This window comes from Desulfobacter sp. (assembly GCA_028768545.1).
In the GTDB taxonomy this organism is placed as follows: domain Bacteria; phylum Desulfobacterota; class Desulfobacteria; order Desulfobacterales; family Desulfobacteraceae; genus Desulfobacter.
Window position 1 is genome coordinate 2,781,437 of the sequence record CP054838.1, and the last position, 22,823, is coordinate 2,804,259.

20 protein-coding genes, 1 tRNA gene and 3 pseudogenes are annotated in these 22,823 nt (G+C 45.3%); 12 read left to right on the plus strand and 12 right to left on the minus strand.

What is annotated here, in order from left to right; all coding sequences use genetic code 11:
* Positions 1 to 85 precede the first annotated feature (85 nt).
* A complete protein-coding gene (locus HUN05_13445) occupies positions 86 to 868 on the plus strand; it encodes a response regulator (GenBank protein ID WDP88062.1) in 783 nt (260 codons plus the stop codon).
* A gap of 28 nt (positions 869 to 896) precedes the next feature.
* Positions 897 to 1,295, plus strand: coding sequence for a hypothetical protein (locus tag HUN05_13450; GenBank protein ID WDP88063.1), 399 nt, complete (start codon positions 897 to 899; stop codon positions 1,293 to 1,295).
* 77 nt (positions 1,296 to 1,372) lie between these two features.
* Here HUN05_13450 and HUN05_13455 read toward each other — a convergent pair whose 3' ends face one another.
* A complete protein-coding gene (locus tag HUN05_13455) occupies positions 1,373 to 4,084 on the minus strand; it encodes a pyruvate, phosphate dikinase (GenBank protein ID WDP86011.1) in 2,712 nt (903 codons plus the stop codon).
* A gap of 187 nt (positions 4,085 to 4,271) precedes the next feature.
* Between HUN05_13455 and HUN05_13460 the strand changes: the two genes are divergently transcribed.
* The 3 genes from HUN05_13460 to HUN05_13470 are packed head-to-tail and all read left to right on the plus strand — an operon-like array spanning position 4,272 to position 7,004.
* Positions 4,272 to 6,113: an ABC-F family ATP-binding cassette domain-containing protein gene (locus HUN05_13460; GenBank protein WDP86012.1), complete on the plus strand. Its 1,842-nt coding sequence runs from the start codon at positions 4,272 to 4,274 to the stop codon at positions 6,111 to 6,113.
* Positions 6,114 to 6,118: 5 nt separating this feature from the next.
* Positions 6,119 to 6,334: a hypothetical protein gene (locus HUN05_13465; protein WDP86013.1), complete on the plus strand. Its 216-nt coding sequence runs from the start codon at positions 6,119 to 6,121 to the stop codon at positions 6,332 to 6,334.
* Between the two features lie 40 nt (positions 6,335 to 6,374).
* Positions 6,375 to 7,004, plus strand: coding sequence for a hypothetical protein (locus HUN05_13470; GenBank protein ID WDP86014.1), 630 nt, complete (start codon positions 6,375 to 6,377; stop codon positions 7,002 to 7,004).
* Here the strand turns inward: HUN05_13470 and HUN05_13475 are convergent.
* The 3 genes from HUN05_13475 to HUN05_13485 all read right to left on the minus strand — a co-directional run bounded on the left by HUN05_13475 (position 6,992) and on the right by HUN05_13485 (position 9,240).
* A complete protein-coding gene (locus tag HUN05_13475) occupies positions 6,992 to 7,702 on the minus strand; it encodes an IS6 family transposase (protein ID WDP86015.1) in 711 nt (236 codons plus the stop codon). The two genes, HUN05_13470 and HUN05_13475, sit on opposite strands and share 13 nt — an antisense overlap.
* A 122-nt stretch (positions 7,703 to 7,824) precedes the next feature.
* Positions 7,825 to 9,078: a UDP-N-acetylglucosamine 1-carboxyvinyltransferase gene (murA, locus tag HUN05_13480; GenBank protein WDP86016.1), complete on the minus strand. Its 1,254-nt coding sequence runs from the start codon at positions 9,076 to 9,078 to the stop codon at positions 7,825 to 7,827.
* Positions 9,079 to 9,153: 75 nt separating this feature from the next.
* A tRNA-Leu gene (locus tag HUN05_13485) sits at positions 9,154 to 9,240 on the minus strand.
* A gap of 471 nt (positions 9,241 to 9,711) precedes the next feature.
* Between HUN05_13485 and HUN05_13490 the strand changes: the two genes are divergently transcribed.
* Together HUN05_13490 and HUN05_13495 are read left to right on the plus strand one after the other, a co-directional pair.
* Positions 9,712 to 9,996 carry a hypothetical protein gene (locus HUN05_13490; GenBank protein ID WDP86017.1) on the plus strand — a complete coding sequence of 95 codons (285 nt, stop codon included), beginning with the start codon at positions 9,712 to 9,714 and terminating at the stop codon, positions 9,994 to 9,996.
* Positions 9,997 to 10,234: 238 nt separating this feature from the next.
* Positions 10,235 to 10,947, plus strand: a pseudogene (locus tag HUN05_13495) (IS6 family transposase).
* A 105-nt stretch (positions 10,948 to 11,052) separates the two neighbouring features.
* Here the strand turns inward: HUN05_13495 and HUN05_13500 are convergent.
* The 3 genes and pseudogenes from HUN05_13500 to HUN05_13510 all read right to left on the minus strand — a co-directional run bounded on the left by HUN05_13500 (position 11,053) and on the right by HUN05_13510 (position 15,236).
* Positions 11,053 to 12,263: pseudogene (locus HUN05_13500) on the minus strand (IS256 family transposase).
* Positions 12,264 to 12,389: 126 nt separating this feature from the next.
* Positions 12,390 to 14,760 (minus strand): annotated as a pseudogene (locus HUN05_13505) (hypothetical protein).
* 2 nt (positions 14,761 to 14,762) lie between these two features.
* Complete coding sequence (locus HUN05_13510) at positions 14,763 to 15,236, minus strand: hypothetical protein (protein WDP86018.1); 474 nt, start codon at positions 15,234 to 15,236, stop codon at positions 14,763 to 14,765.
* 294 nt (positions 15,237 to 15,530) lie between these two features.
* Here HUN05_13510 and HUN05_13515 point away from each other — a divergent pair, with 294 nt between their 5' ends.
* Genes HUN05_13515 through HUN05_13535 form a run of 5 tightly spaced genes read left to right on the plus strand, consistent with a single transcriptional unit; the run spans position 15,531 to position 19,009 of the window.
* A complete protein-coding gene (locus HUN05_13515) occupies positions 15,531 to 16,325 on the plus strand; it encodes an ABC transporter permease (GenBank protein WDP86019.1) in 795 nt (264 codons plus the stop codon).
* Positions 16,326 to 16,328: 3 nt separating this feature from the next.
* A complete protein-coding gene (locus HUN05_13520; GenBank protein WDP86020.1) occupies positions 16,329 to 17,084 on the plus strand; it encodes an ATP-binding cassette domain-containing protein in 756 nt (251 codons plus the stop codon).
* Between the two features lie 8 nt (positions 17,085 to 17,092).
* Positions 17,093 to 17,545 carry an outer membrane lipid asymmetry maintenance protein MlaD gene (gene mlaD / locus HUN05_13525; protein WDP86021.1) on the plus strand — a complete coding sequence of 151 codons (453 nt, stop codon included), beginning with the start codon at positions 17,093 to 17,095 and terminating at the stop codon, positions 17,543 to 17,545.
* A gap of 16 nt (positions 17,546 to 17,561) precedes the next feature.
* Positions 17,562 to 18,197, plus strand: a complete 636-nt coding sequence (locus tag HUN05_13530) for an ABC transporter substrate-binding protein (protein ID WDP86022.1) — start codon at positions 17,562 to 17,564, stop codon at positions 18,195 to 18,197.
* On the plus strand, positions 18,194 to 19,009 hold the full coding sequence (locus tag HUN05_13535; GenBank protein ID WDP86023.1) for a VacJ family lipoprotein: 816 nt from the start codon (positions 18,194 to 18,196) through the stop codon (positions 19,007 to 19,009). Before HUN05_13530 ends, HUN05_13535 begins: the two co-directional genes overlap by 4 nt.
* A gap of 25 nt (positions 19,010 to 19,034) precedes the next feature.
* Here the strand turns inward: HUN05_13535 and HUN05_13540 are convergent, their stop codons facing one another.
* From HUN05_13540 to HUN05_13560, 5 genes are all read right to left on the minus strand, one after another.
* Entirely contained in the window at positions 19,035 to 19,835 is an 801-nt protein-coding gene (locus tag HUN05_13540) for an amidohydrolase (protein WDP86024.1), read from the minus strand.
* A gap of 13 nt (positions 19,836 to 19,848) precedes the next feature.
* Positions 19,849 to 20,298, minus strand: a complete 450-nt coding sequence (locus HUN05_13545) for an Lrp/AsnC family transcriptional regulator (GenBank protein WDP86025.1) — start codon at positions 20,296 to 20,298, stop codon at positions 19,849 to 19,851.
* Between the two features lie 88 nt (positions 20,299 to 20,386).
* The gene (locus tag HUN05_13550; protein ID WDP86026.1) at positions 20,387 to 20,704 is read right to left on the minus strand and encodes a TusE/DsrC/DsvC family sulfur relay protein; all 318 of its coding nucleotides are present in this window, start codon (positions 20,702 to 20,704) and stop codon (positions 20,387 to 20,389) included.
* A gap of 188 nt (positions 20,705 to 20,892) precedes the next feature.
* Positions 20,893 to 21,738, minus strand: a complete 846-nt coding sequence (locus HUN05_13555; GenBank protein ID WDP86027.1) for an FAD/NAD(P)-binding protein — start codon at positions 21,736 to 21,738, stop codon at positions 20,893 to 20,895.
* A gap of 20 nt (positions 21,739 to 21,758) precedes the next feature.
* Positions 21,759 to 22,811 (minus strand): 4Fe-4S dicluster domain-containing protein, encoded by a 1,053-nt coding sequence (locus tag HUN05_13560; GenBank protein WDP86028.1) that lies wholly within the window; start codon positions 22,809 to 22,811, stop codon positions 21,759 to 21,761.
* Positions 22,812 to 22,823: the final 12 nt, after the last annotated feature.

A 22,823-nucleotide genomic window follows, 5' to 3' on the forward strand; every position in this document is an offset into this window, starting at 1 on the left:
CCCAATTTTGATCAAGAATTATGCCCCAGTATCCGATACCTAATCTTATATGGCCTTTAATTAAGGAATCGTGGTTATGAAACGTATGTTAATATGTATTGCGGCATTGGTTTTGATTTGTGTCAACACCGGTTTTGCCAGGGATTTTATGGTCTCTTTTGTGGAGGAAAATTACAAGGAAACATCCATACCCTATTCCAATACCCCAAAGATTTATCATTCCATCCAGGTGAAATCAAATGCCGGCCCTAAACTGCTGGTGCTTTCAGGTGAAAATTTAGATTACCGAAAATGGCTCCGTCAGTACATTGCCCAGGATAAAACCTTTATGGTCAATGTGCCGGAAAATGAGAATGATCAATTTATTTCAGCCAAGGTGTATGAGGTTGATGTGACACGGGTCCATCCGTTTAACGGGGCCAAATGGGCACCCGAAGAAAAGGTTGGCAGTCGTTCACATGGGGTGCGCATGCTTCACGGGGATCGCCACATCATGGTTCTTGACCAGAATACCAAGCGCAGCAATCTCATTACCTCTGTGATTAACCGCATGGGGTACACGGCCATGATTTCCAGAAACGGTGAACAGGCGTTGCGCCTTTTTCGCACCCAGCCTGAAAAATTTAAAATGATTATTACCAACCATGAGATCCCGGGCATGAAAACAGAACAATTTGTAAACAGCCTGCTTAAAATTGATCACCAGATTCCCATTCTCGTGGAAACCGGGTATAACAATGAAAGGGCCAGGGAAGCGTTTATAACAAAATTTTCAGGCGCAGGAACCGTGACCGTTAAACCCGTGGTATTGGATAATCTTCAGAACACCATCAAACAACTGGTCAAGCCAGTTAAGGCTAAGGGATGATATGGGCCGAATACTTTTTATCGTGACAATGCTTGGGATCTTAATTTTTCCAGGCAGTTTAATGGCTAAAGATTCTGAATACAACCGGTATGATGCAGGGTTTAAAAATTTTTTAACCTGCGAACTGACACGAACCGATGCCGAGGATCATTTTAAGGGCAAAGATTTTACCATTACCATGATCAGCCTTCATTCCATTGTCCAGGAATCGGGCATTGTGATTCTTACGGGCGCGGTTCAATGCTTTGTCAAGGATGAGTATCATACCTTGTATCCGGCCGTGGGCATTGAAATGCTGGCCGGAAAAGAGGTGGTTTTCTATTATACCATTCGAAAAAAAAATTTTTCCATTCTGGCCACAGAACTGATTCGTTTTCCGTACAAAGAAAGGTGTCCCTGGACCCGGTACTGGATTGATCAGGATTAAGCTTTTTTTTAACGAAAAATAAAAAGAGTATAAACGGCCGGGTCCCAAATTTGGGACCCGGCCGTTTGTATTGTTTTTTAGGGATTGAGAATGGCTGCCTGGGAGGCTGCCAGTCGGGCGATGGGCACCCGGTAGGGTGAACAGGAGACATAGGTGAGTCCTGCCTTATGGCAGAAGACCACAGAGTCCGGGTCTCCCCCGTGTTCGCCGCAAATGCCCAGCTTAATGTCGGGCCGGGTTTTTTTCCCGCCTTTCACAGCCGTGGTAATCAAACTGCCCACAGCTTCCTGGTCCAGGGTTTCAAAGGGATCAGAGCTGAGAATGGCATTGTCAATATAATCGTTCATAAAGGATCCGATATCATCCCTTGAAAACCCGAATGTCATCTGGGTGAGGTCATTGGTGCCAAATGAGAAAAATTCGGCATATTCTGCCATTTTGTCTGCAATCAGGGCGGCTCTCGGGATTTCGATCATGGTTCCGAACATATGGGGCAAAGCGTCTATCTTGTACTTGGCAAGGGCCTGTTCATGGCATTGATCAACAATTTTTTTGGTAAAGGCCAGTTCTTTTTCATTGCAGGTCACCGGCACCATGATTTCAGGCTGGGGATTAAACCCATCCAAAATCAGTTCTGCACAGGCCTCAAAAATGGCTTTGACCTGCATATGGGTGATTTCAGGATAGGTAATGCCAAGCCTGACCCCTCTGTGGCCGATCATGGGGTTGGATTCCATGAGCAGTTCACTTCTTTTGATCACCTCTTCAATATCAATTCTAAGGGCAGCTGCAATTTCCTGTTGGTTCTGGGCATTCTGGGGTACAAATTCGTGGAGCGGAGGATCCAGAAGGCGCATGGTCACCGGCATCTTATCCATTACTGAGAGGGTGGCGATGATTTCTTTTTTAACAAAGGGAAAAAGTTCTTCCAGGACTTGTTCTCTTTCATCCAAAGTCTTGCTTAAAATCATTTTCCGCAGCAAAAACAAGGGCTGGTCAGAATCAGACCCGTAGAACATATGTTCTGTTCTGAACAGGCCGATCCCCTCTGCACCGAATTCAAGCGCAGTTTTAGCGTCAGCAGGGGTATCTGCATTGGTTCTGACTTTCATGGTTCGGTATTTGTCGGCAATGGCCATAAATTTTTGGAATTTAGGGTTTTCAGAGGCATCCTTCATTTTAAGTTTGCCGTCGTAAACCACACCCTTGGTGCCGTTGAGGGTGAAATAATCCCCCTCTTTAAACAGGCGGGTGCCCACTTTCAGCTCTTTGGTTTCAAGATTGATTTTCAAGGCACCGGCGCCAACAATGCAGCATTTGCCCCAGCCCCTGGCCACAAGTGCGGCATGGGAGGTCATGCCGCCTCTGGCGGTGAGAATGGCAGCCGCCGCCCGCATGCCTTCAATATCTTCGGGGTTGGTTTCTTCCCTGACCAGGATGACTTTTTTGTCGGCTTTGGCCCATCGGACAGCATCCTCCGAGGTAAAGACGATCTGCCCCCATGCGCCGCCAGGTCCTGCGGGCAGCCCTTCTGCAACATGCACAGCTGTGAGTTCTTCTCCCGGATCAACAATGGGATGGAGCATGTCGTCTAAGATTTTCGGATCCAGGCGGCAGACCATGGTTTTTTCATCGATCATCCCCTGGTCAAGCATGTCCATGGCCATGTTCAAAGCGGCTGTGGCCGTTCTTTTTCCCACCCGGCATTGGAGCATGTAAAGACGGCCTTCCTGGATGGTGAACTCAATGTCCTGCATATCGCTATAGTGGGATTCCAGCCGGTTGCGAATCTCGAACAACTGGGCATAGAGGTCGGGCATGGCCTCTTCAAGTGAGGGCAGGTGCTGGTTCTGATTGTTTTTAGTGTCCGTGTTCAAGGGATTGGGCGTACGGATACCTGCCACCACATCTTCGCCCTGGGCATTGACCAGCCATTCACCGTAAAATTTATTATCTCCTGTGGCAGGGTCCCGAGAAAAGGCCACCCCTGTTGCAGAAGAGTTGCCCATGTTACCAAATACCATGGTCTGGACATTCACGGCTGTGCCCCAATTATCAGGAATGTGTTCAATTCGGCGGTAGGAGACGGCCCGTTTTCCGTTCCAGCTTTTAAAAACCGCGCCAATGGCGCCCATGAGCTGCTGGTGAGGATCATCCGGAAAATCCAAGTCCAGGTCTTCCTTGATTTTTTTTTTGAAGCGTTCACACAGGTTTTTCAAGTCATCCGTAGAAATATCTGTGTCATTTTCATAGCCTTTGTCATTCTTGAGATTGTTCATCATCATCTCAAGGTTGAGACGGATTCCCATCCCGTCCTTGGGGCGTATCTGTTCTGCCTTTTCCATAACCACGTCAGAATACATCATAATCAGGCGGCGGTAGGCATCATAGACAAACCATTCATTTTGGGTCTTTTGGATGAGTCCGGGAATGGTAGCAGAGCATAACCCTACATTGAGAATGGTCTCCATCATACCGGGCATGGAACTTCTGGCACCTGACCTGCACGAGACCAGAAGGGGGTTGGAAGGATCTCCGAATATCATCCCTGTCTGGGCCTCTATATGGGTCATGGTCTTGAGGGTATCCGCCTCTAAGTCTTTTGGAAAACTGCCCTTGAGTTCAAAGTAGTGGTTGCAGCATTCCGTGGAAATGGTAAAGCCCGGAGGAACAGGGAGGCCCAGCTTTGCCATTTCAGCCAGATTGGCGCCTTTCCCGCCGAGAAGGTCTTTTTGGCCGGCATCCCCATCTGTTTTTTCAGGACCGAATTCATATATGTACTTGGTCATTTCATCCTCAGTTTGTTGATGTTGTAAATGTTAAAACACAACTATTAATAATCATGAAAAATCAAGTCAAGTAAAATCTTGTATTTATAATTTTACACGGCAATGCTATGGTACTTAATTTACTAATATCCCTAGGCGCGGCAGTGAACAGGGGATCTAAACTAAGAGGGGCAACCAAAGTCCATACATGCTGAATATTGAGTCCATTTCCAAAGGGTTTGGAGACCAGGTGCTTTTAGAAAATACCGGAATGCAGATCAATCCGGGTGAACGGGTCGGGCTTGTGGCCCGGAACGGACATGGAAAAACCACTCTTTTAAACATGATTGCAGGCCTTGATCACCCGGATGATGGGCGTATCAGTATACCCAACGGGTATCGACTGGGGGTGCTTTCCCAGCATATCCGCTTTGAAAAAAACACCGTTCTTCAAGAGGCCATGCTCGGCCTGCCTGACCATGAGCAGGATCATTTCTGGAAGGCTGAAAAGATTCTTGCCGGTTTAGGGTTTACCAACGAGGCCATGGAAAAGGATCCCATGCAGTTTTCAGGGGGATACCAGGTTCGTCTCAACCTGGCCAAGGTCCTGGTCTCAGAACCGGATCTGCTTATTTTGGACGAACCCACCAATTATCTTGATATCACTTCCATTCGGTGGATATCCAGGTTTTTGATCTCCTGGCCAAGGGAAGTATTATTGGTGACCCATGACAGGGGATTCATGGATAATGTGGTCACCCATATTGTGGGTATTCATCGCAAAAAAATGAAAAAAATTAAAGGCGATACCCAAAAATACTATGTCCAGGTGGCCCAGGACGAAGAAATATATGAGAAAACAAGACAAAATGAAGCCAAGCGGAAAAAAGAGATAGAGTTGTTTATTTCAAGGTTCAGGGCAAAGGCACGACTTGCCAATATGGTCCAGTCCAGGATAAAGACCCTGTCCAAACTCGACGCCAAGGACAAGCTGGCCCAGCTTAAAAATCTTGAATTTACCTTTAACTCCCTTGCCTTTGCAGGCAAACAGGTGCTTACGGCCAAGAATTTAACCTTTGGGTATGATCAAAACCTTCCTTTGATTAAAGATTTTTCTTTAACGGTCTATCCCGGAGACCGGGTGGCGGTCATTGGAAAGAACGGCAAGGGCAAAACCACTTTGCTCAAACTGCTCAACCAGAGCATGACCCCTGGCAGCGGATGGGTAAAGCCCAATCCCGGGGTGGAGTTCGGATATTTTGAACAGACCAATGTCAGTTCTCTAAATCCTGGGTTCACCGTTGAAGAAGAGATGATTCATTCATACCCGGACACGGACCGCCAGGCAGCCAGAAATATCTGCGGGGCCATGATGTTTGAACAGGATGCCGCCTTAAAAAAGATATCAGTCCTTTCTGGCGGGGAAAAAGCCAGGGTCATGCTGGGAAAACTTTTGATCCGTCCCTTAAATCTTCTGATTTTGGACGAGCCTTCCAACCATTTGGATATTGAGGCCTGCGATGCCTTTGTTGCAGCCTTAGATCAGTTTGAAGGGGCCGTGGTTCTGGTCACCCATAATGAGATGTTTCTCCATGCCCTGGCCAATCGTCTGGTGGTGTTTACCCAAGCGGGCATCGAGGTCTTTGAGGGCGGTTACCAGGCGTTTTTGGACAAACAGGGCTGGGAAGATGAAGACCTGGGCGTGGTGAAAAAGAAAAAAATAAAAACCATATCCAAAAAGGAAATGAGGAAAAAAAAGTCAGACCTTGTTGCTGCCCGATCAAAAGAAATAGGCCCCCTTCAAAAACAGATTTCTAAAATCGAAGATGAAATCGAACAAAAAGAAGAAAAAATTGCCCAGGTCAACACGGATCTGCTGGAGGCTTCAGCCCAGATGGACGGTGCAAAAATTCAGGCCTTGTCCAAGGACCTGGCTAAATTTGAGGCTTGTGTGGAAACCTTGTTTGAATCCCTTGAGGAAAAAACCGACCGGGCCGAGGTCATTCAAAAAAAATATGACAAACAATTATCAGATCTTGAAAGGTGTTAATTAAGATGGACAAACCAAATTTTACATTTTATTATGGGATTGTATTAATTGCCGTGGGTCTTGGGGTCATTTTCAGGATACCTGAGGTCGTTCCCCAGGTTGAAGCCATAGAATTTTTTAAAAATAAAATCGGAATCGTGACCTTTTGTTTTTATACTTTGGGTGCTCTTTTGATTCTTGCCGGCGGCATCAGGGTGGTTAAAAATTTTAAAAAAGAATAATCAATAAAGCATTCTAAATTTTAGGTTTTCAGGATAAAATATGGCCAATGGTGTAACCTCAAAATCCGGATCCACCCTCAAATCCACCATCAAAGATCAGTCTGGTGCCGGGAAGACTAAAATCGGTGAAATCCTGTCCAAAGAGGGGCAGATCACCAGTATGCAGCTCAACGAAGCTCTGGATGTCCAGAAAAAAACCCAGGAACGGCTCAGTTCCATTCTGCTCAACAAGGGATATATTGATCCGGATACCATTATCAATGTACTGGGCCGGCTGTATAATTACGACGTCTTGCCATTTTCCAAGATCAAGCCGGATCCGGCCGCCTTTAAGGTGCTGCTCTATGAAACGGCAAAAACAGATCTTGTCTTTCCGCTCAAGCTTACAGGCGAAGATCTTCTGGTCACCATGGCCGAACCCACGGATACCTCTGTGGTCGAGGCGCTGGGAAAAAATACAGGGAAAAATATCCAGGTTTTTGTCTCCACTGAAAATGATATCATCCAGGCCTATCGCGATTTTTATAAAATTTCAGATGAAGAATATAAAAGTTTTCTGCATTTTGAAGATGACATGGATGATGATGAGCCGGTTACCTCTGTGGGTTCTGTTGCAAAAAATATTTCCAGGACAAAGAGATCGTTCAGGCGTAAAATTTACGCAGCATAAGAAAACAGATTTTCGACGAATTCTTTCTGCTTTAAAATTTCTCCCTTCCTGATATTTTTAACTTGTCCTTTTCTGATCATGTTCATAATTTCATAGCCTTTTAGCGTCCGCCAGGCAGAATGAAATGTCTTGAACCCCATACCAGCTCTGACAAGCTTTTTGATAAACCGGTGGTCTTGCTCAATAATATTGTTCAGATATTTATTCTGTCTTAGGATACAGTCCTTATTCAGAAGCTTTTTTTCTTTCAAAGCCTTTACTGCCGGAGGATATGCAGGATTTCCGTCAACACTCAGAACCCGAGGTCTGGAGCTATTGGAAGCTCGCAGCATCTTTTTAAAAAATCGTTTGGCAGATTCCATATTACGTCTGCTGCGAAGAAGAAAATCGATGGTATTTCCACGGGAATCGACCGCTCGGTAAAGATACTTCATTTTCCCCCGCACCTTGATATATGTTTCATCAATACGGTAAGAATCATTTGATTGCCGCAGATACTTCCTGCTTCGCTTTTCCATTTCAGGAGCATAGCGCTGAACCCATCGGTAAATGGTACTGTGATCCACAGACAAGCCCCGTTCTTGCATCATCTCTTCCAGATTCCTGTAACTTAGTTGATATCTCAGATACCAGCGAACATTCAACAGGATGATTTCTTTTTCATAATGACGCCACTTGAAAGGGTTTTCATTTTTCATACTATCTCTCTGCAAATAAATTAGTGCCAAAACGGACTTGTATCAGACATTAATAATTTTTTGCAACAGAACCAAAAAAACGATACTTGTTTTTCACATAGTTCCCCCTCTATGAAACAGATTTATTTGAGTCTCAGGATATCTGCCCCCAGATTCAAAAATTTGTCTTCAATGCCTTCATATCCCCTGTCCATATGATATACCCGTGAAATCAGGGTGGTGCCTTCAGCCACAAGGCCTGCTATGACCAAGGACGCACTGGCCCTGAGATCAGAGGCCATGACAGGAGCGCCCTGAAGCCTGTCCACTCCCCTGACCATGGCAAAATTTCCATTGGAAATGGAGATGTCAGCCCCCAGGCGAAGCAGTTCATTGGCATGGATAAACCGGTTCTCAAATATGGATTCATGGATCACACTATTGCCCTTGGCAATGGTCATTAAGGCCATAAACTGGGCCTGCATATCGGTTGGGAATCCAGGATAAGGAAGGGTTTTGATATCAATGCTTTTGATCTGGGCCTTCCCCTGGACCCGGATTTTATCTTCACCCACATCCACGGTGGTACCCGTGGCTTTGAGTTTGCTGATGATTCCTCCGATATGATCCGGTATGCAGCCGTTTATGGTAACATCGCCTTGTGTGGCTGCCGCTGCCACCATAAAGGTGCCGGTTTCAATCCGGTCGGGGATGACCCTGACCTCAACCGGATTCAAGGTTTTGACCCCTTCAATATGGATAATGGCGGTGCCTGCGCCTGAAATTTTTGCCCCCATCTGGGTTAGCGCTTTAGCCAGGCAGACAATCTCAGGTTCTCTGGCTGCATTGCGAAGCACGCTCTTGCCCTTGGCAAGGACCGCTGCCATCATTAGATTTTCAGTGCCTGTCACTGTGGGAACATCAAAATAGATCTCATTGCCCACAAGTTTCTCGGCCTTGGCCTCAATATATCCGTGTTCAATATTGATTGTGGCCCCAAGGGCCTCAAGCCCGGTTAAATGCATGTTGACCGGGCGTGCCCCAATGGCGCATCCTCCCGGCATGGAGACTTTTGCATGGCCGAACCTGGCCACAAGCGGACCTAATACCAGAATGGAGGCCCTCATTTTTCTGACCAGTTCGTATTCAGCCTCGATTTTATGGATGCCGGATCCGTCCACGGTCATGGTATGGTTTTCAAATTCGCAGCCGGCCCCAAGATCTTCCAGCAAGAGTTTAATGGAGTTGATATCCATAAGTTTTGGAACATTGGTAAAGGTGGTTTTGCCGTTGACCAGGATACTCGAGGCAATTAAAGGCAGGGCTGCATTTTTTGCACCGCTGATCCAGACCTCGCCTGCAAGCTGTCTGCCGCCGTTGATTTGAATTTTATCCATAAGCTTGATTGACTTTCAGGGGTTATTAAAAAAGGGTTTTGGTGATAAGGCCAAAACCCTTTTTTATATTTAAGATGGTACCTGGGACGAGAATTGAACTCGTACAGCCTTGCGGCCGAGGGATTTTAAGTCCCTTGCGTCTACCAGTTCCGCCACCCAGGCACATGGTTGGGTCTAAATATAGTATTTGGCTTTATTTTGCAAGACAAAATCCATTGGCCTGGGCCAATGGATCATGCCCTGAATTATCCAACGACCTGTTTTATATCATGAACAAGCCTTTTTTATCATGGCAAATTGCCCTTTAAAATTTGGATTATAAATAAGCCTGGCACTCTTATCAATAGATAAAACATTAATTTTTCATTATGGGTATGATCACTGATGAATTTAAGGAGAAATGATTCTCTAAACAAAGGATTTTACGGCAACGGGTTTGAGGTTCAGACATCTAATGCATAGCCCACGGACAAGGGAAGATCGGGAAAAGTTCAAATTTAAGATTTTTGATCGTCCATAAATTTTGTTTTGATCTCATCTGTTTAATCGGGTATTGTATTGGCGGCCTTTGTTGATTGACCCTTGCATCCGGGACAAAGGTGAGTGCACATAAAAAAAGTATTGGAGACCCTAATGTCAGAAGTCATACTCGAAAATCTGGAAAAACAACTCAACCAACACCTTGGCCAGACGGTTCCCTTTCACGCGGCCTATGATATTAACCCGGCTCTGGAACTGGCTGGAATCATGGAAAACAAAGGGTACTCTTTTCAGTTGAAAGACCTTTATCCTAAAAGTATGACCAATACCGGGTGGCAGGCGGTCTTTTCCAAGGACGGCCAGAGGTTTTCAGCCGAAGATCCCGCCTCTCCTGTGGCCGTATGCACTGCCGCCATCAGTGCCTTGACCCGCCAGTAGTTGACGGTGCCCTTTTTGTTTTACCCGGGCGGTTATAAACCATAAAAGATCATTAAAATTTGGCAGAATTCACCTGGATCATGGAAAAGGGTTTAATTATTTAATAATGATCATGGATATATTCAAAGTCTTTTTTATATTTTGTTATGGTTTCAAAGATGATCGGGTTCTGTTGCAAAAAATTATTAATGTCTGATACAAGTCCGTTTTGGCACTAATTTATTTGCAGAGAGATAGTATGAAAAATGAAAACCCTTTCAAGTGGCGTCATTATGAAAAAGAAATCATCCTGTTGAATGTTCGCTGGTATCTGAGATATCAACTGAGTTACAGGAATCTGGAAGAGATGATGCAAGAACGGGGCTTGTCTGTGGATCACAGTACCATTTACCGATGGGTTCAGCGCTATGCTCCTGAAATGGAAAAGCGAAGCAGGAAGTATCTGCGGCAATCAAATGATTCTTACCGTATTGATGAAACATATATCAAGGTGCGGGGAAAATGAAGTATCTTTACCGAGCGGTCGATTCCCGTGGAAATACCATCGATTTTCTTCTTCGCAGCAGACGTAATATGGAATCTGCCAAACGATTTTTTAAAAAGATGCTGCGAGCTTCCAATAGCTCCAGACCTCGGGTTCTGAGTGTTGACGGAAATCCTGCATATCCTCCGGCAGTAAAGGCTTTGAAAGAAAAAAAGCTTCTGAATAAGGACTGTATCCTAAGACAGAATAAATATCTGAACAATATTATTGAGCAAGACCACCGGTTTATCAAAAAGCTTGTCAGAGCTGGTATGGGGTTCAAGACATTTCATTCTGCCTGGCGGACGCTAAAAGGCTATGAAATTATGAACATGATCAGAAAAGGACAAGTTAAAAATATCGGGAATGTTCAGAATTCTGTGTCACGGTTTCGGTTCCCGGATCTGTCTCGGCGCCAGCGGAAGTAAAAGCCAGGTCCGAGAATGGGCCTTCAATCTGCCACGTCGGAGGAGTTGGCTTTTGCTGGAGCGGAGTTCCTGGAACCATCTTTTCCATCTGTAAATAAATCCCTATCAAATTCCCAGCTCTTTATCCAGCCGGCCTTCAAAGAAAATTGCCAACTGGGAAATTGTCAGTGACCAGTTTTGAACCGGCATTGTCCATTTCTTACTGGCGTTCTGGATCCCCATGTAAAGCAGCTTTAACAGGCTGTCCTGGTTAGGAAACGATCCCTTTGTTTTGGTCAGTTTTCGAAACTGTCGATGCACAGCCTCAATGGTATTTGTGGTGTATATTATCCGTCGGATCTCTTCTGGATATTTAAAGAAATGACTGAGGCGCTCCCAGTTGTTCCGCCAGGATTTTATCACAATCGGGTATTTGTCATTCCATTTATTTTCCAAGATATCCAGTTCTTCTTCGGCCAGATCCTTATTGACCGCTTTATAAACACGTTTTAGATCTGCCATAAATTCCTTTTTATTTTTGGAACCAACGTATTTCAATGAATTTCGGATCTGGTGGACTACGCAGAGTTGAACTTCTGTGTCCGGGAATATGGTCTCAATGGCCTCGGGAAAACCTTTTAGACCATCAACACAGGCAATCAGGATATCTTTTACCCCTCGGTTTGAAAGGTCTGTTAACACCTGCAGCCAGAAGTTCGCACCCTCATTCTCGGATATGTACAGCCCAAGAACCTCTTTGCGGCCCTCGATATTCACCCCAAGAATTGTGTAAACGGCTTTGCTGCCGACCTTTCCGTTTTCTCGTACTTTATAATGTATGGCATCAAGCCATACGATTGGGTACACATTTTCCAACGGCCTGGCCTGCCATTCTTTAACGGTATGAATAATTTTATCGGTAATAGCGCTAAGGGTGGCATTTGAAATCTCAAGTCCATAGATTTCCTGTAAATGGGCAGCCATGTCATTATAGCTCATGCCCAGGCCGTAAAGGGCTATTATCTTTCTTTCAATTTCATCGCTGAGCGTTGTTTGGTGTTTTTGACGATTTGTGGAGAGAAGGTTCCGTTCCGATCACGCGGGGTTTTTAGCTCAAATTTACCATCCAGGGACTTAATGGTCTTTCTGCTTTTTCCATTACGGCGGTTGGCAGAAATTTCCTGTCCGAGATGGGACTCCAACTCTCCTTCAAGAGCAGCTTCCGCAAGATTTTTGATTAATGATGTAAGGACGCCGCCCTTACCTGTGAAGGGTTTACCTTCCTGAATACCTTTAAGAGCTTTTTGAAAATCAAATTCGGTGTTGTCTTCGGTCATGTCAGTTCTCCTTATTTAGCTGAGTATATCAGCTTTGATTCAACTGACACAGAATTTTGAACGCCCTCAAAATATCAGGAAGGGAGAAATTTTAAAGCAGAAAGAATTCGTCGAAAATCTGTTTTCTTATGCTGCGTAAATTTTACGCCTGAACGATCTCTTTGTCCTGGAAATATTTTTTGCAACAGAACCCTGGGTATAATAACAATGCTGGCGGCGGGTATTTTTTTCCCTGGCCCTGTCTTCAAAATAAAAGGGTAAAAACACATAATCTGTTTTTTCAAGCAGGTATTTTACATGGCCGTGGAGGGCCACCACCGGAGCGCAGAATTCTGCATTGGCAATTTTCTTTCCCTGCTGCACAGGATCCTTAAGATGGGTGCTTGTCTTCACCTTTACCCCGAGATCGGCAAAAAACATCTGCCAGAAAAAAAGATCCTGGGTCATGTGCAGACCATCGGGAATCCCGATGGTCAATCTGTTTTTTGGGGATTTTGGCCCTAACACCGGGGTCGAAACCGTTTTTCTCAGGGCGAAAAGATCGTACTTGTCCTTTTGCTGAACCCGTTTTTGAGTCTCATAATCTCTGCCGCATAAAAACCCGTATGCCTGGGGTTTGCCCCCCACGTCTGCAATGGTGATCTTGTAATGATTGGTACAGAGTTTACAGACTTCCTGGCGTATGGGAATCTTTTGTTTGTACAGGTCAAACCCCCTGAAATCGGACTGGGCTATGGTGTTGTTTTCCGCCTCTTTTTTTGCCAGAAGTGCCACCCCGAGTGCGCCGGTTAAATGACAATATTTAGAGACATGGATGGGCTTGTTGAGCTTTTGTTCAAACGCTGCCACCAAAGCCTTGTTCCTGGCTGTGGCGCCCTGAAAAAGGACCTGGTCACCGATTTTACCAATACTGGCCACCTTGGTCAGATAATTATCGCGAACCGAGTGAAGCACAGAGGCCAGAATTTCATTTTTTTCAAACCCTTTGGCAAAAAAATAGTTGATATCCCTTTCCATAAAAACCGTACACCGGTCACTGGACACCGGCGCTTTCACCCCTTCGGTCCTGGCAGAATATTCAGACAAGGGACAATCTAACTTGGCGGTCTGTTCTTCAACAAAACTGCCGGTGCCTGCGGCACACACCGTATTGCATCACCGAAGAGGTGACCATGCCGTCCCTTAAAAGGGTGAATTTAGCGTCCTGACCTCCGATTTCAATGATGGTATCTACCTTGGGATTTAAATTTACCGCAGCACAGGCATGGGCGGTAATTTCATCAGGTTCGATATCTGCCCCGATAATTTTGGCTGATATCCGCCGGCCCGACCCCGTGGTGCCACAGCCGTTGATGGATAAATCAAGGGAATAGATAGTTATAAAATGATCACAGGCCTTGAATAATTGTTGAACCGCCTGAACCGGCCTTGAGGCTGTTTTAGTGTAAAACCCGGCCAGAGGATCTCCCTTGATATCCACAATAATGGCCTTGGTTGAAGTCGATCCCACATCCAGGCCGAGAAAGCCTGACACTGAGGAACCCCTATCCGGATCTTTGTAAATATCCACCTCAACCTTCTCGTGATCATAGGAGTTAAAACAGGTAAAATCCGGATAATCAGAAAGGGTCAGGCAAAGGGCAGGGTATCTGTAAACAGACTCATTTTCCTGAATTTTAAAATAATCATCAGGACAAGAATAAGAATTGGGGGATATCCGGGCCATCCCATCCATAAGAGAGAGGGCAGCACCCAGGGCTCCATAGGCCAGACTATTGGAATCTGTTTCCAATTTGATTCCGACAATCTGCTCAAGGTGACGGCTTACAGCTGCGTTTAAAGAGACCCCGCCGCAAAAGACGATGCTGCCTTGGACCTTTTTTTGTTTGAACAGGGTATTGGCGATATTTTTGGCCAGACCATAGCAAAGTCCGTCACAAATCTGGTTTAAATCGTATCCTTCCTGCTGGGAATGGATAAGGTCTGTTTTAGCAAATACGGCGCACCGGGTGGCAATGTCCGGCCTTTTTTTTGTATTCTTAAGGGCCATGGATGAAATTTCTTTAGAACCGGACAAATGCAGGCGGCCTGCCTGCTGGTACAGAAAACTGCCCGTACCTGCAGCACAGGAGGTGTTATGCCTGGCGCCGGTATAATTACCCATCTCATCAAAAAGGCTGAGTGAAAAATTTTCCCCCCCGATATTTAAAACAGCGCCTGCCTTGCCATGATGCAGATGACGAACAGAACGGATAATGGCAACCTGATCGTCAACAATAAAATCTGATTGGATAAAAGAAGGGGAGGCCGCAGTTTTTGCCACATGGGTCACCCCGGTGAGCTCATTTTGTTCAACAAGCCGTGCCAATGCCGCTTTCACCTCACCATGATGATAGCAACTGGTTTGAAAAACCAGGGTTTTGTCAGGGGCAACCAGCGCAAGATGAATGGAAACCGAGCCCACATCAATACCGAGTATTAAAGATGATTTTTTCATTTTCAAATTTGCTCCCTGACTTCTTTCCAAAATAAAGTGACCCCGTCAAACCAGCCGTCCATAAATTTTTGCTCGTGATCAACCCCACCCTGGACAGAATATTTGCCAAGGTCGTGGGCCTCATATATTTTCTGAAAATAGGATTTAAACGTCTCATGCCCGATGATCTCGTACGTATGATCGCAATGCAGTACGTACAACAGATTTTCATAATGGGCAGACCTGGCCCATTTCACGCCCTGGGTTTTTCCTGAGTTGTAAAAATTATTTTCCCAATCCAATTTTTCCTGGCGAAGACGCTTGACAATATCGGGCATGTCAAACTCTTCGGAAAAACGCTTTTGCAGTTCTTCTTTCTTCTGAATGGCATCGGTCAACGCCTCTTGAAACATTTTTGAAAAATTAAAAGAGCTTCGCCATTCGGTGAGTTTTTCATGGAGCATATCTGGAATGCTCAAGGTTATTTTCTGGGCCATTTTATCCATCCAAATCGTAAAATTCAAAAATTGAGGTTGCCCTGGCCGACAAAAAAAGTCTGCACCTGGATTTAGATTAAATTTCAATTAAGTGAAAAATCTACATTAAAGGGGGTGCAGTTTAAACCAGCCCAAAGGGGGGAATCACCTCTGTACAATCTTTGTTATACGTATAAATTTTTGGGTCACGTGTCAATCTGATTCACAAAATTTTACAAATTCAGTTCAATTGCCAACATTTTAACTGGGCCCAGGTACTTGTGTTTTTAGGCCAAACTTTATATAAGCCTTTGTATGCTAAAGCAACAATTGGAAATACTTGGAACCCAGACCCTATTTCGCCTGGAATCCTTGGGCAGGCTTATCCTGTTTCTGGGTGCAGGCCTTGTCCAGGCATTTGTCCCTCCCTTTCAGTGGGCAAAAATCATGGAACAACTCTGGTTTATCGGTGCAAAATCCATGTTTGTTATTATATTAACGGCATTGTTCACCGGCATGGTTTTAGGACTTCAAGGCTATCACACCCTTGTCAGCTTTGGGTCGGAAGCAGCCCTCGGGTCAGCCGTTGCCATGACATTGATCCGGGAACTTGGGCCTGTGCTTTGTGCCATAATGATTGCAGCACGTGCCGGATCTGCCATGGCAGCCGAAATTGGGGTCATGCGAATGTCAGAACAGATTGACGCCCTTGAAACCATGGAGATTCACCCGGTCAGGTTCACCTTTTCCCCGAGAATTATAGCGGCCCTGATCAGTTTTCCCCTGCTCACGGCCCTGTTTGACATCACAGGCATATTGGGCGGATATTTAACCGGATCAATCATGCTGGGAATCAATGAAAATATTTATATGGAAAAGGTCGTCCAAAGTATCAGCCTCGGGGATATTACCGGCGGTTTTTTCAAGGCATTGGTCTTTGGCCTGCTGGTCACCACAGTCTGCTGTTACAGGGGGTATTATGCACACCTGGCTGGAAATGAACAAGGATATGGAGCCAAAGGGGTTTCTCTGGCCACAACCAATGCCGTTGTAAACTCTTGTATTCTCATTTTGATTTCAGACTATATCATCACCTCTTTTTTGGTATAAATCATGTCAAAACCCTTTATTGAACTCATCGACATCCATAAATGCTTTGACACCAATGCGGTGCTCAAAGGGGTAAACCTGACGATTGACCAAGGAAAGATCACCACGGTGATCGGAAAAAGCGGCACTGGAAAATCCGTGCTCTTAAAACATATTATCGGGTTGCTTCACCAGGATTCGGGTCAATTGCTCATCAACGGCATTCCCTTGGACAGGATGAATAAAAAAACAAAACACGGATTCCAAAAAGAACTCTCCTACATGTTCCAGGACAATGCCCTGTTTGATTTTTTAACGGTCTATGAGAACATTGCCCTGCCCTTAACGGAAAAAACAAAACAATCTTCAATGGATATCAAAAAGCATGTATTGGAAAAAATGCGGGTTCTCGGTCTGACTGGCACCCAGAACAAATACCCCTCCCAGCTTTCAGGCGGGATGCGAAAACGGGTGGCCCTGGCAAGGGCCTTGATTACAGATCCCAAGGCCGTTCTATTTGACGAACCCACCACAGGGCTTGATCCTGTAAGAAAAAACAATGTCCATTCAATGATTGCCCAATACCAGAAAGAATTCGGATTTACGGCCATTATTGTCACCCATGACATTCCTGAAATATTTGAAATCACCCAGGATATTGCCATGCTGGACAGGGGTAAAATCATCTTCCAGGGAACTACTTTAGAAATTCTCAACTCAGACAATCCAAGTGTTAACTCCTTTATTCAAGGACAAAACTACAGCACAAAGGCCAGTTAGGAAAACCTATGAAAAATAAAAATATTGAATTGTATGTGGGCGTATTTGTTGTCATCTGCTCCATCTGTGTGGGATACCTGGTCCTGGTCATCGGAGATGTTAAGCTCTTCGGCGGAGAGCGGTATGCCCTTTACGGCTATTTTTCATCTGCCAGCGGATTAAAAACCGGGGCCCGGGTCGAGATGGCCGGCGTAGATATCGGAAATGTGGGTGAAATCTCCCTTGAACGGGAACGTCAGGTGGCCAAGGTGGTCCTTCATATCGATACAAGTGTGGAAATTAGCGAAGATAGTATTGCCTCGGTAAAAACTTCTGGTATAATAGGAGAAAAATTTATCGCTATTTCACCTGGCGGGGCTGAGATACTGCTTGAAGATCAAGATGAAATATTTAATACGGAATCTTCACTGGATATTGAATCTTTGATCCGAAAATTTATTTTCAGCAATGAAAACCCATAACCACCTCAGGAATAAAATGAAATCACCCAAAATTTATCCGTTGTTCATTTTCATCCTCCTGTTTTTCACGGGTATTTCATCTGCCAATTTAGATACCAGTTCACAAAAAAAAGCAGACCAGGCCCAAGAGCAGCTCGAGGAACTTGTTGATCAGGTCTTGTCCATTATCCAGGATTCCAAGCTTGCCCAGGACCCTGTAAAATATAAACAGGTCTTGTATGAAAAGGCGATGAAAATCTTTGATTTTAAAACCTTTTCAAGGCTGGCTTTGGGAAGAAAATACAAGGCCTTTTCTCCTGACCAGCAAAAGGATTTTATTTTATACTTTTCAAAGTTGATTTCAAACACCTATTTTCCCAAACTTGCGGGCCAGGATGTTCACAATATCCAAATTTTTTATCTGGACACCCATGCTCTGCCCACCAAAAGGAAAATCTACAGAACAGACATACACACCCAGCTTGTCCATGGCCAGACCCGCATCCCTGTTGTTTACAGAATGATTCAAAAACCGGACCTGGACTGGAAAATTTATGATATTAAAATTGAAGGGGTATCAATGGCTGCCAACTACAACGAACAATACCGGCAGCAAATTTCACTCACCCCCGAACAGATAATCTTTCAGCTTAAGGAAAAGGTTGAACAATGAAACATCTGCCAACACTCATTCTTGCCTGTCTTATAATCCTAGTTCACGGAGCTTACGCCCTGGCAGAAGAAAATCCTGTCCCTCCCCCTCAGACCATGAGCAGCCAGACCGGTACAGATCCTGTTGTTTTGTCCGAGGACAGCCTGGATGATGAAGAGTTCAGCGACGATCTCTTTGACGAGTATGATACGGACACCACGGATGATCAGATGGTATCAGATCCCATCTATTATTTTAACTATGCCATGTACCAATTCAACGATTTTTTATACTTTTACGGTCTCAAACCTGTTTCCCGGGGGTATAAGGCCATTGTGCCCACACCGGCCAGAAGGGGAATCAATAATTTTTTCAACAACCTGCTCTTTCCGGTCCGTTTTGTCAACAACCTGCTCCAGGGCAAGGTTGAAGGCGCTGCAACTGAATTTTCAGCTTTTTTTGTCAATTCAACCCTCGGCATCTTTGGGTTCAACGATTTTGCTCAGAAACATATGGATATCACCTTGAACGAAGAAGATCTCGGACAGACCCTTGGATCCTATAATATCGGAGACGGGTTTTACCTAGTCTTGCCCGTACTCGGTCCTTCCACCCTCAGGGATACCATTGGCAGGGCAGGGGACTGGTTTATCACCCCGGTCAATTATGTGGAGCCCTGGGAATTATCCTGGGGCGTATGGGGAGTGGACAAGACCAACAGAACCTCTTTTAGAATCGGCGATTACGAGGCCCTTAAGCAGGCAGCCCTTGATCCTTATGTGGCCCTGAGAAATGCCTATATTCAAAACCGAAGGTCCCTGATCAGACAATAATTGATCAGACCATAATTCAAGGCACTTATTCGATAAGATCCGGTCTGCGGTTTGGCAGAAAATAACGCATTTTATGGGATCTGACCCGGGTGATGGCGGACAGGTCCATTTCAACCATGTGAATTCCTGGTTTATTTCCCATTTTTTTAGACATGAGATGGCCGTCCGGCCCGATGGCAAGGGCAAGCCCTGGAAATTCAAGTCCTCTTCCATTTTCACCCGTCTGGTTGACTGCAGCAACAAACACACCGTTGTCAAAGGCCCTTGCCGGCAGATGGCGCATCCATGATAAAAACTTTTCCTCTGGGCTCGTCCTTGGAGAGGCATGGGGAATAAAGATCATATCTGCCTTTTTCAATGCCATGGCAGTGGCAAGTTCGGGAAAATGGGCATCATAACAAAGCTGAATACCAAAACAGGCCTTTTTGAACTTAAAAACCTTTACACTGTTGCCCGGGGTAAAATAAGGGGCTTCAAAGGGGGAGAGATGAATTTTACGGTAAAACCCGGGATCATATCCCGGCCGGATCACCAGATGGGTGGCATAGACCTTGTTGTCCGAAGCCCGTTCCAAAAGACCTGCAAGAATCGCCATATTGTATTTTGATGCGGCGCAAGATATCTGGCCGAGCCAGTCTGGCTTAATTGACCGGGCAATGGAGACATCTGCCGGTGCATACCCGGTAAGGTTCATTTCGGGAAAAACAAGGATATCCGCCTTTAACCCGGCGGCAATGGATATGGTATCGAGGGTGGAGTCAAGGTTGCGCTCAAAATCGCCGGCCACACAGGTCTGAATTACAAGGGCTGCCCTGATTGTCGTCATATTTACGTTCAGATCATACTTTAAAGTTGGCTGAAATTTTAAAGACATGGGTGGCCGGAAGGTTGAGAATGGTCGTCACCCCGGTCTCTTTGGCAATGAGTTCAAGATTTTTTTCAATGGTGTCAACGGACGGGGCAATAAAGGTGAACCAGATATTAAACTTGTGGTCCCGCCTGTAATTGTGTGTCACCCCGGGAAACCGGTTTACGGTTTGTGTAAATAGTTCCACCTTGTCTTCTTCCACCTGGGCCGCACATAAGGTGGAATGGTATCCAAGACGGTCCGGGCTGAAATTTCCTCCGATCCTCCGAATCAGCAGATCTTTTTTCATTGTCTTGATCCGCCCGATCACATCCTCTTCCGAGAGTCCGAGTTTTTCTCCAATAATCTTAAAGGGTCTTGGATGGATGGGAAAATCAACCTGAATGCTGTTTAGAATATCTTTATTGGTATGGTCTATCATTGGCCTTGCCACCCCTTTTAAAACAAAAGGCCCTGTTTTTTCAAACAGGGCCTTTAAAACCGAACAGAAAAACTAAAAATCAGTTTGACTATACACAACCGGTAGGTTTGGGCAGACCGGCCATTTTACAGGCACCTTTACCAGGTCCTGAGGGGAACAATTCGTAGATGTGTTTCAGTTTGAACTTGGTCAGTTTAGAAAGAACACGTACCATGGGAGCAATACCATTTTTTTCGTAGTAGTCCTGAAGAACTTTAACCAGCTGCCAATGTTCGTCAGTCAACTCTTCGATACCTTCCTGGCCTTTTACATAATCAACCCATTCTTCGCAGTACAGGTTGTAGTCAAGCAGGAATCCGTCTTCATCTATTTCAAAAGTTTTTCCGGTAAATTCGACTGTTGCCATTTACATTTTCCTCCTAAAAAAAAGTTTTTTCTTACCTAATTCAGTTAAGCCTATCATTAAGACATACCGTCTTCACATCAATAGTTACTTTAATAATTGACGACTAAACATATCTCAGCAGGGTATGGTTGTCAACAAAGAATCCTTGCTGATTGTTAAAAAAAACCACGGGCCTAAACCCATTGTTTTTAATACTCTTTAGGCGTCTTGTTAATCTCTGCCAGGGTAAAAACCGGACCGTCTTTACAGACCAGCTCTTTACCGATATTACACCGTCCGCACATACCAATGCCGCACTTCATCCTGTTTTCAAGGGACATGATGATCTGGTCCGGCCCGTAACCGAGTTTGGTCAGGGCAGGCTGGGTAAACTTGATCATAATCGGGGGCCCGCAGATAATGGCATAGGTGTCTTTGTCCGCCTTGGGGGCGTTGTCTTCAACCACCTGGGGAACAAATCCTGTATGGTATTGCCAGTCAGGATCATCAGTCCCGTCAACCGTGATATGCATGTTGATATCATCACGTTTTTCCCAGTCAAAAAGTTCCTCTCTGTAGAGCAGCATGCCCGGAGATCTTGCACCGTATACCACGTCAATATTTCCAAATTTGGCACGGTTGGCCGGATCGAGCATATAAATAATAGAGGAACGCAGGGTGGTAAATGCAAATCCACCACCGATAATGACCACGTTTTTACCCTCAAGTTTGTCCCAGGGATACCAATTGCCCAAGGGGCCGCGGATTCCCATGATATCTCCCACCTTCATATTATGCAGATGGGAGGTGACCACCCCGGTTCTAAAAACCGTGAATTTTACAAACCCCTTTTCAACCGGTGAAGAGGCAATACCTATGGGTATTTCACCCACACCCGGGATGGACAATTCAGCAAATTGTCCTGCCTGGTAGGCAAACTTTTCTTCATCACCCTCGTTGATAAAAACAAAGGTAAAGGTTTTAAGGGACCTGTCTTCCGTAGCCACTTCAATATTGTCAATGCGAACCGGATACGGCATATATGGATTTTCCATTTTCTTATCTCCTTTGTCCGCTATTCTTGTTTCTCATATGAATTCATTGTTTGGCAGACCTCTCTGATGTCAATGTTCACAGGACAGCTTTTGACGCATCTGCCGCATCCCACGCACATAATCCCCTGGTCATACTTATCCAGAAAATATTTAAGCTTGTGCATGAACCGCTGTCTGACCCGCTGGTTTTTTTCACCCCTGGGGTTGTGACCTGTAGCATGGCGGGTAAAGAGAGGAGACATGCAAGTATCCCAGTTGCGGAACCTTACCGAAGCCTTCTGCTTTGCCTCGTCCTGGATGTCAAAACACCAGCAGGTGGGGCATACATAAGTACAGGTCCCGCAGTTAATGCAGGAAAAGGCAATGTCATCCCAGAAGGGTGCCTGGTGAAGATCAAGTATGGTTTTATCCTTAAGCCTGTCCGTGTCAACAGAAGAACTGATATTGGACTCGGCCTCTTTTTTGAGCACATCCAAAAGCACCTGGCTTTCTTTTTCATCGGCCCCGGTTTCAAATCCGCAGGCAGCGGCAAAGGCCTCTCCCTTGGGAGTGAGCACCTTGGCCAGAAATTTGTCGTCCAGGTCGGCCAGCAGGATATCAAGGCCCTGTTCATCAAAGGGGCCGGATCCTGTGGACGTGGAAAAATCAAAGGGTGAAGGCTTGTTAATACCCAGACCCACAAAGGTGGTGGCCTCATAGGCATCACACCAATACGGATCTTTGTAATCGTCGGTATCAAAGTTAAGTTTCACCAATTGGACGGCCTTGGCATCATAGGGCCTTATACCGATGACTGCCCTTGGGGTGTAATCCGCTTGCGCCCGTTTCATGATGTGATGGTCTTCAACAGACTCGTCCAGGCTTACGGTCAAAATTTTCTCTGTCTGGGGAAAAAGAACGGATTTGGCAGAGAGCACAGAATCCGTGTAACTCATATCCGGCTGAACGTCAGCAGCAAGTTGCCTGATCTGACAGCCGTTTTCATCTTTAACCGGGCCGAAAAGCTGATAGGTTTTTCTGGATTTATCAATGCCTTTGGTCCAGTCTTTTTTATCAATTGTAATGAATTTCATTTTCATATCCTT